At 72.3% G+C, this 12924-nt stretch carries 11 protein-coding genes; 4 read left to right on the forward strand and 7 right to left on the reverse strand.

The window, feature by feature from the left end; genetic code table 11:
• Positions 1 to 19: 19 nt before the first annotated feature.
• Together AB0D67_RS26565 and fxsA are read right to left on the reverse strand one after the other, a co-directional pair.
• Positions 20 to 2041 (reverse strand): tetratricopeptide repeat protein, encoded by a 2022-nt coding sequence (locus tag AB0D67_RS26565; protein ID WP_362941305.1) that lies wholly within the window; start codon positions 2039 to 2041, stop codon positions 20 to 22.
• Between the two features lie 303 nt (positions 2042 to 2344).
• Positions 2345 to 2515 (reverse strand): FxSxx-COOH cyclophane-containing RiPP peptide, encoded by a 171-nt coding sequence (gene fxsA / locus AB0D67_RS26570; protein WP_362941308.1) that lies wholly within the window; start codon positions 2513 to 2515, stop codon positions 2345 to 2347.
• Positions 2516 to 2752: 237 nt separating this feature from the next.
• On the opposite strand from fxsA, the gene fxsT reads away from it, so the two are divergent.
• On the forward strand, positions 2753 to 5299 hold the full coding sequence (gene fxsT, locus AB0D67_RS26575) for an FxSxx-COOH system tetratricopeptide repeat protein (protein ID WP_362941311.1): 2547 nt from the start codon (positions 2753 to 2755) through the stop codon (positions 5297 to 5299).
• A 130-nt stretch (positions 5300 to 5429) separates the two neighbouring features.
• Here fxsT and AB0D67_RS26580 read toward each other — a convergent pair whose 3' ends face one another.
• The 4 genes from AB0D67_RS26580 to AB0D67_RS26595 all read right to left on the reverse strand — a co-directional run bounded on the left by AB0D67_RS26580 (position 5430) and on the right by AB0D67_RS26595 (position 9351).
• Complete coding sequence (locus tag AB0D67_RS26580) at positions 5430 to 6779, reverse strand: HEXXH motif domain-containing protein (protein WP_362941314.1); 1350 nt, start codon at positions 6777 to 6779, stop codon at positions 5430 to 5432.
• Positions 6776 to 8008 carry an FxsB family cyclophane-forming radical SAM/SPASM peptide maturase gene (locus tag AB0D67_RS26585; protein ID WP_362941339.1) on the reverse strand — a complete coding sequence of 411 codons (1233 nt, stop codon included), beginning with the start codon at positions 8006 to 8008 and terminating at the stop codon, positions 6776 to 6778. The genes AB0D67_RS26580 and AB0D67_RS26585 overlap by 4 nt, the downstream gene beginning before the upstream one ends.
• A 293-nt stretch (positions 8009 to 8301) precedes the next feature.
• Positions 8302 to 8808, reverse strand: a complete 507-nt coding sequence (locus AB0D67_RS26590; protein WP_362941317.1) for a MarR family transcriptional regulator — start codon at positions 8806 to 8808, stop codon at positions 8302 to 8304.
• Between the two features lie 150 nt (positions 8809 to 8958).
• On the reverse strand, positions 8959 to 9351 hold the full coding sequence (locus tag AB0D67_RS26595; protein ID WP_362941320.1) for an anti-sigma factor antagonist: 393 nt from the start codon (positions 9349 to 9351) through the stop codon (positions 8959 to 8961).
• A 308-nt stretch (positions 9352 to 9659) separates the two neighbouring features.
• Here AB0D67_RS26595 and AB0D67_RS26600 point away from each other — a divergent pair, with 308 nt between their 5' ends.
• The gene (locus AB0D67_RS26600) at positions 9660 to 10061 is read left to right on the forward strand and encodes a hypothetical protein (RefSeq protein WP_362941322.1); all 402 of its coding nucleotides are present in this window, start codon (positions 9660 to 9662) and stop codon (positions 10059 to 10061) included.
• A 153-nt stretch (positions 10062 to 10214) separates the two neighbouring features.
• On the opposite strand, the gene AB0D67_RS26605 is transcribed toward AB0D67_RS26600, so the two are convergent.
• A complete protein-coding gene (locus tag AB0D67_RS26605) occupies positions 10215 to 10799 on the reverse strand; it encodes a PadR family transcriptional regulator (RefSeq protein WP_362941324.1) in 585 nt (194 codons plus the stop codon).
• Between the two features lie 87 nt (positions 10800 to 10886).
• On the opposite strand from AB0D67_RS26605, the gene AB0D67_RS26610 reads away from it, so the two are divergent.
• Together AB0D67_RS26610 and AB0D67_RS26615 are read left to right on the forward strand one after the other, a co-directional pair.
• Positions 10887 to 11507: a hypothetical protein gene (locus tag AB0D67_RS26610; RefSeq protein WP_362941327.1), complete on the forward strand. Its 621-nt coding sequence runs from the start codon at positions 10887 to 10889 to the stop codon at positions 11505 to 11507.
• A 37-nt stretch (positions 11508 to 11544) separates the two neighbouring features.
• Positions 11545 to 12864, forward strand: coding sequence for a carotenoid oxygenase family protein (locus AB0D67_RS26615; protein ID WP_362941330.1), 1320 nt, complete (start codon positions 11545 to 11547; stop codon positions 12862 to 12864).
• Positions 12865 to 12924 lie beyond the last annotated feature (60 nt).

Consider the following 12924-nt stretch of genomic DNA (forward strand, 5'->3'; position numbering starts at 1 on the left):
GCCGTACGGCTTCGCGCCGTCATGGCCCCGGATCGTCACGGTACGGCTCGTCCGGCTTCGAGGCCGCCAGCAGTCCCAGAGCGACCTCGCGCCGGTGAGGCGGCAACGGCGGGCCGGCGGCCGTCAGCGCCCTGCCCGCGAGGTCGGCGGCGCCGGCCCGGTCTCCCTCCGCCGCCCGTGCCCGCGCGCCGTACAGCAGTACGGAACCCTCGTGTGGAGCGTCGGCGAGCACGGCGGCCAGTTCGCCGTCGGCGGCCCCGAAGTCGTGCAGCGTGGCCAGCGCGAAGGCACGGGCCGCCCGGGTGACGGGTTCCGCGCGGTGCGGCACCCGGTCCAGGTCGCGCAGCGCCTCCTCGGCCTCGCCGAGGTCGGCGAGGATCTCCCCGCGTACGCGCAGGGCGTCCGGCGTGTTCCCGTCGACGGCCAGCACCCCGTTGAGCACCGCCACAGCGGCCCGCGAGCGGCCCAGCTCCCCGAGCGCCCGCCCGAGCTGGGTCTGCACCGTCAGGTCGTTGGGCACCCGCTCGACGGCCGCGCGCAGCAGAGTGAGGGCGAGAGCTCCGTCCCCTTGCCGCAGGCGCAGCCGGCCGGTCGCCGCCAGCAGCCGTCCCACCGCGGAGGTGTCCCCCAGGGCCTCGAACATGGTCGTGGCCGTGTCGTAGGACCGGACGGCCGCCTCCAGGTCGCCCTCCTCGCAGGCGATGTTGCCGAGCAGGGACCACGCCTCGGCACGCGGGCGCAGCTCGTCGTCACCGGCTTCCACGATCCTGCGGACATGCCCGCGCGCGAGCGCGGTCTCCCCCCGGGCGAGGGCCTGGACCGCGGCGTGCAGCGACGCCGCGGAGGACGTCGGCGCCGGAGGAACCGCCGGAACCGGGCCGCCGGCGGCGAGTCCGCGGACGACCGCGGCGAGACGGTCGTCGTACAGCGTGTACTCCCGCGAACCGGCCGCGCCCGCTTCGGACCGGAGGAGATGGAGGGCGGCCAGTGCCCGCAGCACGGAGCCGGGCACGCCGGACGCCTCCGCCTCCCGTTCGCCGACCCGCGCGCGTCCGGAGGGACCGGCGGTGAGCGCCCGTCCCAGCCAGTTGAGCAGCCGTTCGGAGTACAGGTCATGATCAGTGGCGACCCCGGAGACGACGCGCCGCCAGGTTTCGCCGAGGAACCGCTCGGCACCGCCCTCCCGGCGCAGGTGCGGTCCGGTGATGACGTCGGCACCGGAGAACGTCTCCCACAGCGAGGAGCACGCCATCTGGACCAGCGCCGGGTACACCGCATCGGCCGGGGAGGCGACCGGTCTTCCTATGTCGTCGAGGAGCGTCACCGAGCGGAGGTCGTCGACCAGTTCCTCCGCCGCGCCGGGCGCGAACGGACGGCCCCGGGACTTCGAAGGGCCACGGACCGCCCGTGTCGCCGCGTCGCGGTCCAGGGGCGCCAGGACGACCTCCGAGCCCGCGGCCGCCCCGAACCGGGCGCGGTAGGGCTCGAAGAGGTCGGCGAACTCCTCCCCGCCCGCGAGCAGCAGGTGCAGTCCCGGATGGTCGTCCAGAGCCGCGGCGAGCTCGCCGACGAACGCACCGACGTGCCGCCGGTCCTCGCGGTCGTTGAACAGCTCCTCCGCCTGGTCGATGGCGGCCATCAGCGGCCCCGAGGCGGTGAAGCGGCCGGTGACCGCCTCGTATCTGCGCAGGTGTCCGGAGATCGTCGTCGCGGCCAGTCGAGCCGGCGACTCGTGGGGGAACCAGGACGCCAGCAGTGCGAGGACGTAGGGGTTGTGCTCGGGCAGCGCCACGATGGGGAAGGAGGATGCGTACGTCAGGCGGCCGAGGGGGAGGATCCGCATCCGCTCCGGCGCCAGCAGCGGGCGGACGCCGGCGTTCAGCAGCGAGGTCTTGCCGACCCCCGGTCCCCCGGTGAGAAGGGTCAGCCGGTCGGCTTTCCAGAGCCCGGCGACCTGCCGGGACTCCCGTTCCCGCCCGAAGAACAGGCGGCTCTCCTCGGTACGGAACGCGCGCAGGCCGATGTAAGGACCGTGGTCCACGGTATCGATCAGAGTCTCAACGGTCACATCGATCCCATCCGGTGCAATACAACCACTCGTCGACCGAATCCTGCGTCACTGCCGAAATAGCGGAGCGGTGTCCCGAGTGACCAAATGGAATGTGTGCACGAGTTTTACGCATCCTTGCTTCCGCCTCATCCGCGCGCGCCCATCGGGAGCACGGCTTCCGCCGTACCGCGAGCGGACGATGACACGCCGGCTCCGCTGACCGCGGAGCGGGCATCGACCGCACCCTCATCACCCACCTGTCATCGACGGGACCCGTCCGCGGCGCGCGGGGCGTCACACGGACGACTGGTGACCCGCGACCGGGTCGGCGTCCCGCTCCTCGACCTCCATGAGCCTACGAAGCGCATGCGCCAGGGCGGTCTCGTCGAGCCGGTCGAGATCTCTCAGAGAAAGCCCCGAGACGTCGATGAGCCCACTGTCCCGCGTGACGTCTTCATCCGACATAGGCGCTCCCGTCACCTTCGCTCCCGGTGCTCCGCTCCTCTATCTTCGCACGCCGCCCGACCATGGTCACGCGCCCGTTTGCGCATGTCCAAATTCGGTCGAATGTCGCAGATAAATTCACATGCAATGATTAATCGTATCATTCTGGACAACGGGGGCGACGCCCTCTATATTCCCCCACAGCAGACACCGATGAAACGCCCGCCTCTTCGACGATCGGGGGGTCGCGCGCTTAGGATGGCCATTGTGAAGGCTGAACACGGGCGTATTCCACACGTTTGGGGCAAAGTACCCCAGCGCAACATGAACTTCACGGGCAGGGAAGACCTTCTCTCCCGTCTGCGCGAAGGCATCACGATGGACGTCACCGCCGTTCTGCCTCACGCGCTCCACGGCATCGGCGGCGTCGGGAAGACTCAGCTCGCCGTCGAGTACGCCTATCGCTACCAGGGCGACTACGAGCTCGTCTGGTGGATCTCCGCCGACCAGCCCCTCCTCGTACGCTCGTCGCTCGCCGCCCTCGCACCCCACCTCAAGCTGCCCTCGGCGGCGGTCACCGGCATCGAGGACGCCTCCGCCGCCGTCCTCGACGCGCTGCGTCGGGGCGAGCCCTACTCCCGGTGGCTACTCATCTTCGACAACGCCGACCAGCCCGAGGACATCAACGAGATCATCCCTCGAGGCCCCGGGCACGTGTTGATCACCTCCCGCAACCACCGGTGGGAGGGAGTCGTCGACACGCTCGCCGTCGACGTCTTCGACCGGGCGGAGAGCGTGGAGTTCCTCAACCGCCGCGTGCCCAAGGCCATCAGCACCGTCGACGCGGGCCGTCTGGCCGATGAGCTGGGCGACCTGCCGCTGGCGCTGGAGCAGGCCGGCGCCCTGCAGGCCGAGACGGGAATGTCCGTCGACGAGTACCTCCGGCTGCTCACCGAGAAGACCAGCCAGTTGCTGGCCGAGAGCAAGCCCTCGGAGTACCCCCTGTCGATGACCGCGGCGTGGTCGCTATCGGTGGAGCGGCTGAAGGAGCAGCTCCCCGAGGCGGTCGAGCTGCTCCGCTGCTGCGCGTTCTTCGGCGCCGAACCCATCCCCCGAGATGTGTTCCGGCCGCTGTCCGGCGACACGGCCGACGTGGACGGCCCGCAGGCCGCCGGCGCCCTGCGCCGCATCCTCGGCAACCCCATCCTGCTCAGCAGGGCCATCCGGGAGCTCGGCCGGTTCGCCCTGGCCCGCATCGACTCCCCCAGCCGGACCATCCAGGTGCACCGGCTGATCCAGGCGCTGATCCGCGACGAGCTGACCGCCCGGGAGCAGGCCCGCTACCGCGGTGAGGTCCACCTCCTGCTCGCCGCCGGAGCGCCGCTCGACCCCGACGACACGGCCAACTGGCCGCGATACGCCGACCTCCTCGCCCACGTGACGCCGGCGCTGGTGCCGGAGAGCACGAACCCCGCCGTCCGGCGGATGGCGCTGGACCTCCTCCGCTACCTGTTCGTCTCCGGCGGCTACCAGTCCGCGCGCGCCTTCGCCGAGCAGTTCCTGCAGCGCTGGCGGGCAGATTCAGACCCCGACCACCCCGACGTGCTGGCCGCGCAGCGGCATCTGGGCGACGTCCTGCGCGAGTTGGGCGAGTACCGCGAGGCGTACGACCTCAACAGCCGGACGCTGGAGCAGATGACGCGGGTCCTGGGACCGGACCACCCACAGACGCTGGTCGTCACCAACATCCACGCCGCCGACCTGCGCGCCCGAGGCGACTTCGCCGCGGCCCTGGAAGTCGACGAGGAGGCCCGGCGGCGGCACGAGGCGGTACTCGGCCCGGTCCACCCCTGGACACTCAACATGATGAACAACCTCGCGGTCGACTACGGCCTGATCAGCCGGTACCAGCGGGCCCGCGAGCTGCACGAGGACACCTACCTCCTTCAGCAGCAGAACGTCGGCGTCAACGGCGTCAGCAGAACCGACGTGCTCTCCTCCTGGAACGGCCTGTCCCGGGTGGTGCGGTTGTGCGGCGACTACCCCGAGGCCCGTGACCTGGGTGAGGACGCCCACGCCTACGGCGTGCAGGAACTCGGCGCCGAGCATCCCTGGACGCTCCGCACCGCCAAGGACCTGTCCATCGCTCTGCGGCGGACCGGCCGGATCCCAGAGGCCATCGAGCTCGCCCGGGACATTCTCTCCCGCTACGAGCGGATCTTCGGCAAGGACCACCCGGACACCCTCGCCGCCGCGATGAGCCTGGCCAACGCGCTGCGCAGCAACGGCGACATCGATGACGCCTTCCACCTCGCCGAGGACACCCTCGAGCGGTACCCCGCCGTCTACGGCGCGGACCACCCCTACCGCCACGGCTGCGCCGGCAACCTGGCCGTACTGCGCCGGGTGCGGGGTGACGTGATCGGTGCCCGCGACCTCGACCGGGCCTCGCTCGCCGCCCTGGACGCCCGGCTCTCGCGCGACCACCACTACAGCCTCACCATCGCGACCAACCTCGCCACAGACCTGGTCATGCTGGGGGAACTGGACGAGGCCATCCCACTGCGGCGCGACACCCTGGAGCGGTTGCGGACCATCCTCGGCCGCGAGCACCCCGTCGCCCTGGCGGGCGCGGCGAACCTCGTGGCCGACCTGTACCGGGCGGGTGCCGAGGGGGAGGCGAAGAGTCTCTCCGAGGAGACCCTGGACGCCTACGCCCGGACCCTCGGGCCCGACCATCCGGATACCAGGGTCGCCCTGGAGGGCAGGCACCTCGACCTCGACTTCGACCCTCCGCCGATCTGATCCGGACCCGCCGGATCCCGCCCGGTCCGCCCTGATGAGCGGACCGGGCGGGTCGTGTGTGCCGGGCAGTAGGCGGGTGGGTGACCCGGGCGCGCCCCGTGAGCCACGCGGACGGGCCGTACCGGGCCGGTCAGGGCGAACCGTTGCGCAGGCGCCAGTCCCGCCGGTGCCGTTCGGCGGCGCGGCGGGCGAGCCCGAGAGCCGTGTCCGGCACCGACTCCCCGCACCAGCCGGCCAGCGTCCGGCCCATCGCGGAGACGAACGCCGTCCCCTCGGGGGTCAGCGCCCCGCTCGCCGTGAGCGTCCGCACGGCCTCAGCCGCGGCGTCCCGCCAGCGGGCGAACTCGGCGTTCGCCCTGATCGCCGAGTTCCCGTATTCGTGAAGGCGCTGACGTCGCCAGAACCCGGCCACCCCCAGGTGCGCGTAGACCCCCTGCAGCAGGCCGCTCACCGGCCGAGGGTCGTCGCGCCACGGCGCGTAGTAGCGTGCCCCGGTGTCCGGCAGGGTCAGCGGCACCAGATCGAGCAACGCCGTGAGCTTGGCGTGCTGGACCTCGTGGGCCAGCGTCACGGCCAGCACCCTCTCGTCCTCCGGCGTGGAGAGCGCCACGCAACCGAACGTCTCCCGGGACGACACGCTCACCTGCCCGCTCGCCGGTGGAGCCAGCGGTGCCAGCACCCTGACGATCTCGCCGATCTCCGCGGCGACGGTCCAGTGGTGCTTGACGAGCAGCTCCCACGCTCCGTCGAGGAGCGTCCACCAGTTCCCGGCCTCGGCTCCCGTCAACCGGCCGGCCGCGGTCGTCGCCGCGGGCAGGCAGTGCGCGTCCACGTCGTCGAGGAGCAGCTCGATCCCGGTCCCTCCCACCTCGGCTGACAACCGGCGCACGCCATGCCAGCCCGGGGCGTCGGTCCGATGGTCCGCCGGCACCCGCACGCGGTCGTCACCGGCCATGATCTCCGTCTCACGATGCGGAGTGACCCGCACGACCGCGCGGTCAGCGTCCCCGCCGGGGACCAGGACGGCACGGCCGAGAGTGGGCAGCACGACGGTCCCCTCATGAAGGGGCACCTCGATGACGGCCGCGAAACCCGCCCTGATCGCCGCCGCGACGGCGACGGCCGCGAGGCCCTCGGGAACGGCCGGGGCCCGCTGCGGACTCCCGCCGTCCGGAGCCGCCGCCCCGGCGTGCAGAGCGCGCAGCGTACGGCGGGCCCACGCGCCCGTGCCCGGATGCCGGATCACCGCCTCGGTCTCCGCGGGCGCGTGGGCCTGCACGTCCGCGAGCAGGTCGTAGGCCCGGCGGACCCGGGCGGCCTGAGGGTGGCCGGTTCCGGCCGCGGCGTCCACGACCCCGCGGATCAACAGGATGTGCCTGCTGTGCTGGGCTGCGGCCAGGTCGCGGACCGCGGCACCGCCGCCTCCCGCCGCGAGAGCCCGGAAAACGGTCTCTCCCAGGCGGTGCGCGCCGAGGTTCATGGGCGGCCCAGCCGTACGGCCAGATCCGCCTCGACGACCCGCTTCACATGGGTGACCAGGCGAAACAGGTCCGGGCAGTAGACCGACGGGTTGGCGAACCCGGTGCCGGACCGATAGCGATGCGCGTACAGTCCCGCCCCGCACACCCGGTGCACCGGGCAGGCCAGGCACGTCGCCGACAGCGCCCCGGTTCCGAGTTGCCTGGCCACCACCGCCGGCAGCGACAGCGCCGCGTCGAAGGGGTCGCGGTCCACGTGCAGACCGGTGTGCGGAGCCCCGTGATAGGCGGACTTCAGCACATCGGACTGCTCGATGCTTCCATCGGTCTCGATGACCAGCACTCCCACCGGTGAGAGCCCGATCGCCTCGCTGGTGGACGCCCCGCCGAAGAGGAGATGGAGGATCTCACCGAACAGACGCACCCGCGTCCTCTGCCGGGGCTCCCGGTACCACCGGTCGAAGACCGCGACGAGCCAGTCCCCGTACGGCGTGGCGGAGCGGTCCGGCCCGCGGCCCGGCGGCGGGTCGTCCCAGTTCCCATGGGGAAGCAGCAGGTCGATGACCGGCGGCCGGAACTCCACCAGGGCCTCGTAGGTGTCCAGCGGGTCGTTGCGCAGGTCGATGGCGCACAGCAGACCTGCGAACAGATGCCGGTGTCGGGGGCTCGTCAGCCGTTCGAGGGCGCCCCGCACGGACGCGTAGCTGCCTCCGCCGTCCGCGCGGCGGCGGTGCCGGTCGTGCGCCTCGGCCGTACCGTCCAGGCTGACCCCCACCCGGACGCCGAATTCGTCGAACAGGCGGAGGTAGTCCTCGGTGAGGCGGACCGCATTGGTCTGGACGACCACGTCCGTCCGCGCGGCGGGGCCGACCTCCGCCCGCAGGGCGTCCACCAGGCGGCGGATCGTCATGGGTCCGGCGAGCAGGGGCTCGCCGCCGTGCAGCACGACCCGGATCGCGGTCAGGCCGTGGGACTGCACGTGCTCGGCGACGCGGGCGGCGACCCGGTCGGCGGTCTGAGGGAGCATCCGGACGGGACGGAAGCGCCACGTCTGGTCCGCCATTTCGTAGACGTAGCAGTAGTCGCACGCGAGGTCACACCGACTGTGGATCTTGACGATGAACTCCCGGAACGGGGTGGGACGCCAACCCGCCGCGGTCAGGGCCGGAACGTCCAGTGTCGCGGGCCATTCCTTCCCTCCCTCCGCGAGGAAGGGCCGCTGGGCACGCATGGCCACGCGCGATCCGCCTCTCGTCCGCGATCCGCCCGAGCGGCCGGGTTCGCCGCCGTCCTGTCCGTTCTGTTTCGAGGATCGCAAAACTCAGAGTCAGACACAATACGCTAAACCCCGTCAAAACCTGATGCTCTCCCTTCTTCACCAAAGGTGACTCCTTTCCCGCAACACTTCTCTGCGAGCCGGAGAAGCGAGGAGAGGAGAGAAAAGAGAAATCGGAGTAACGGCCTTTTCATATCCGGCGTCCGAAACCCCGCTCCCGGGGGACGGGGCATGGGGACGGACGCCGTCTAGACGTCGGGCCAGCCGAGGGGGTGGGCGGCGCCCACCGGCGGCTCGCCGCCCGCCTCGTTGAAGGCGGTCATCGCCGAGACGAGGGCGTGGCGCTGGCCGGCGGACATCCGGGAGACGATGTCGGCGATCTCCTGGCGGCGGTGGGCGGTGACCTCGTCGACGATGCGCCGCCCCTCCTCGGTGAGGCGCATCAGGGTCTCCCGCCGGTTCCGCGGATTGACCTCGCGGACCACCAGCCGGGAGGCGGCGAGGCGGTCGGCCATCCGCATCGCCGTCGAGGGGTTGACGTTGAGCCGCTCCGCCATCGTGACGAGCTTGGTGTCCCCGTGGCCCGCCAGGACGACGAGCATGCGGAACTGCGGCAGGGTGACCTTGTCCTCGACCGCGCCGAGGGACCGGGCGGCGATGGCGACGAGCAGGCGCGAGCCGGTGAGCACCGCCGAGACGACCGCGGAGGGGTCCTCCCCGTCCGTGCCCACCCGGCTCGCCTGATGCTCCGACATAGGTTCTGTTCTACACGGCGGGTCCGTCAGACCCGTCTTCACCTGGCCTGTTCCACCGCGGGCGTCGCCGCCCACCGGCCCCGCGCCGCCCCGGCCGTCCCGACACCCTCGCGGGTCCCGATCCGCCGCGCCCGGTCGCCCCGGGCGTCGTCACCTGTCCTCCCGGAACGGCGCCAGGTGCTCGGCGGCCTCGTCGACCGTCGCGTACGCCCGGAGCTCCCGGGTCAGGCCGGTGAGCGCGAGCAGGCGGGCGAAGCGCGGCCGGACCCCGCTGAGAACCAGCCGCCCGCCCGCGGCCAGCACGCCGCGCAGCCCGCCCACCAGGACGCTCAGCCCCGACGAGTCGCAGAAGAGGAGCTCCTCGGTGTCGATGACGATATGCGGCGGGGTGATGAGCGCCATCGCCTCCGAGAGGCGTGCCCGCAGGAGGGGCGCCGCGGCGAGGTCGAGCTCGCCGGCCAGACGCAGGATGACGACGTCGCCGCGCAGCCCGGTGGTCACGGAGAAGGCGGCAGGTCGACCGTGGCCCGTTCTTTCCCGCACGACATCCTCTTCGCCCGCTCGTCTGGGCGGCGGTCGCGCCCGAGCGGCCCTTCGTCCGTTTCACCCTGGACCGTCCGCGTGCGGCCCGAGCGGCTTGCCGATCCATCATTGCACAGTGCAATTGAACCGGGAAAAGGCCCCCCGACCAGGCCGCGCCCCTGTCGCGCGCTCGGTGACCAGCGGGTTCACCGCGGTGCGGGCCTCCCACCGCATCAGGGCGGGCCGGGGGCGACCGGTATCCGCCGGATAACGATTCGCTGTCACCGCCATCCCGGCGGAGCCCGCGACCGTCTCAGAGAAGCATGAAGATGCTGATGCTTCGGCTGGCCCACACCCTGCGCATGATGCGGGCGCGGACTCTGACGAGCCACCTCCCGGCCACATCCCTGGAGTATCTGTACGTTCATTTCGGCCGCGAGATCCTGGCCAGGGCCGCCACGGACCGGGCCCTGTCCGACGCGATCGCCCGCGAGGTCGCCGTCATCGACGAGACCCTGCGGCGGGAGGGCGACCGCCCCGGCCCCGTTGAGCTGCGTTCCTTCCTCATGGGGTACGGCCAGGGCGTGATCGACTCGGCCGTGATCCGCCCGGACCTCGTCGCCCAGGACACGAGCTGCGAAGGCCCCTACCCCAGCTCCGTCGTACGGCTCGGCGCGCTCAGCCAGAAGGCGTTCGCCGACGGCCTGCTCCGGCTCCGGCCCGGAGTCTGACGAACCGCCTCCGCCGGGGCCGGCGGGGTTCCGCTTCCGCCACGACACCGTCCGGGTGCAGGCCGCGCTCACGGGCCGCCCGGGTGGTCAGGCGCTCCGGGCGGTCCAGCGTCCCGGGCGGTCGGGCGGTCGCGGCCCGGACGCCCGGCACGGTCACGGGCCCTCCAGGCGGCCGGGCGCTCCGGATGCTCCGGGCGGCCCCACCGCCTGGAGCGCCGCGCCGCGCTCCTCGATCCGCCGTTCGGCCCAGTCCGCCCACTCGCGCTGCATGGCGCTGAAGCGCAGGCCCCATTCCAGGGCGAGCCGGCCGTAGAACGCCAGGTCGTCCTCCTCCGCCGAGACGGCGTCGCTCAGCGCCGCGAGGTCACGCCCGGACCGCTCGGCGGTCTCCGCCAGCCGCCGCAGGTAGGCGCGCGCCTGCTCGGGCTCGACCTGCCCCAGGAAGAACACGCGCAGGAGCGTCTCGCTGCGGCCCGTCCGCACCGGCGCGACCTCCGTCAGCCAGTGCCGGAGCTCGGCGCGGCCGGATTCGGCGATGGCGTACTCCTTGCGGCCCCTCGGCCCCTCGGCGACCACCTCCACCAGGCCGGCCTCCGCCAGACGGCCCAGCTCCGCGTAGACCTGGCTCTGGGTGGCGGGCCACACGTTGGCCAGTGAGACATTGAAGATCTTCAGCAGGTCGTAGCCACTGGCGGGCTCTCGGGACAGAAGGCCCAGCAGCGCGTGTCGAAGGCTCATGAGTTCACCCTATATTCCTGCATTGACATGTCGTGCCAGGAGGTTCTAGTCTCGACATGTCTAAACAGGAACGTCAGGAGCCCCCACATGGTCCGCAGTCTGCTCGGCTTCCTTCCGTGGATCGCCTACGCCGTCGTCGCCACGAGCGACGAGTGGCGCTACGGCGCGATCCTGGGGCTCGTGATCGCCGCCGGGGTGATCGTCGCCGACCGCCGGACCGGCAGCACGTGGGACCAGATGGTGATCGAGGTCAGCGCCGCGGTGTTCTTCCTGCTGGTCACCCTGCTCTCCTTCGCCGACCCCGGCTCCCCGCTCATGCCGTACGGCCCGGCCCTGGTCAACGCCTGGCTCGCGCTCACCGCCTGGGGGTCGCTGGCCGTGCGCAGGCCGTTCACCCTCGGCATCGCCCGCCGGACGACCCCGCGCGAGGTGTGGCGGACCCCGCTGTTCCTCCGGGTCAACGCCGTCATCACCATGGTGTGGGGGGCTGCTTTCACCGCCACAGCCGTCACGCTCGCCGTCCTGCTGCACGAGGCCCCGCACGCGACCGCCACCATCGTCGCCGTCAAGGTCCTCAGCTTCGCCGCCCCGGCGGTCTTCACCGTCCGCTACCCGAAGGCCGTCGCACGGCGTCTCCGGACCACCGGCCACGCCGCCGACCGGACCACCGGCCGAACCACCGACCACGCCACCGGCCGCACCGCCTGATCCGCACGAACCGAGACCGCGAGATCCGGAGCCGCACATGACCACCGAGACACCGTTCTACCTGGCGGGCCACCTCGCCCCCGTCCCCGACGAGATCGACGCCGCCGACCTGCCGGTCACCGGCGCGCTCCCGGCCGAGCTGACCGGCCGCTACCTCCGCAACGGCCCCAACCCGCTGCCCGGCCAGGACCCGGGCCACTGGTTCACCGGTCACGGGATGCTCCACGGCGTACGGCTCCGCGACGGCCGCGCCGAGTGGTACCGCAACCGCTGGGTCCGCACCCGGCGCCTCACCGAGGGCGCGCCCTTCATCCACGCCGACGGCACCGTGGACCGCACGGCCGTCCCCGCCAACACCCACGTCGTCCACCACTCCGGCAGGATCCTCGCGCTCGTCGAGAACGGCCTGCCGTACGAGGTGACGCCCGAGCTGGGCACGGTCGGGCCGTGCGACTTCGGCGGCCGGCTCACCACCGCGATGACCGCGCACCCCAAGCAGGACCCGGTCACCGGGGAGCTCCACTTCTTCGGGTACGGCTTCACCGCCCCCTACCTGACCTACCACCGCCTGTCGGCCGGCGGCGAGCTGGTGGAGAGCCGGGTCGTGGACGTGCCGGGGCCGACCATGATGCACGACTTCGCGATCACCGAGCACCACGTCGTGTGGCTGGACCTGCCCGTCGTCTTCGACATGGATCTCGCCGGACGCGGCGGCCTGCCGTACCGCTGGGACGACGCCTACGGCGCCAGGATCGGCGCGATGGACCGCGCGGGGCGGGTGACCTGGTTCGAGGTCGACCCCGGCTACGTCTTCCACGTCGGCAACGCCCGCGAGGACGCCGCGGGCCGGATCACGCTGGACGCCGTCCGCTACTCCCGCGACGCCTTCACCGGGATCTGGCCCCTCGTCGGCGGCGGCCCCGCCCCCGCCGCCCGCACCGGCGGCGCCGTGCTGCACCGCTGGACGCTCGACCCGGTGAGCGGCACGACCGCCGAGGAGCAGCTCGACGACCGCCCCGTGGAGTTCCCCACGCTGAACGACGCCCACGTCGGGAGGGCGAGCCGGTTCCGCTACGCGATCTCGTCCGGCGCGGTGGTCAAGTACGACACCGAGACCGGCACGAGCCGGGCCGCCGAGCTGGACGGGCGGCCCGGCGAGGCGGTCTTCGTGCCCGCCTCCGCCGCCCGGTCCGAGGACGACGGCTGGCTGCTGTCGATCGTCACAGACCGGCGGGGCGAGAGCTCCGAGCTGCTCGTCCTCGACGCCGCCGGGCTGGACTTCACGGCCTCCGTACGGCTCCCGCGCCGCGTCCCCGCGGGCTTCCACGGCTCTTGGATCCCCGACGGGAACGACTGAACCGTGCTCATGGCGACGCTGCGCGTCGCGGCTCGGGGCTCTTGACCCGATGTCTTCCCT

The organism is Streptosporangium sp. NPDC048047 (assembly GCF_040653115.1).
Lineage (GTDB): Bacteria > Actinomycetota > Actinomycetes > Streptosporangiales > Streptosporangiaceae > Streptosporangium.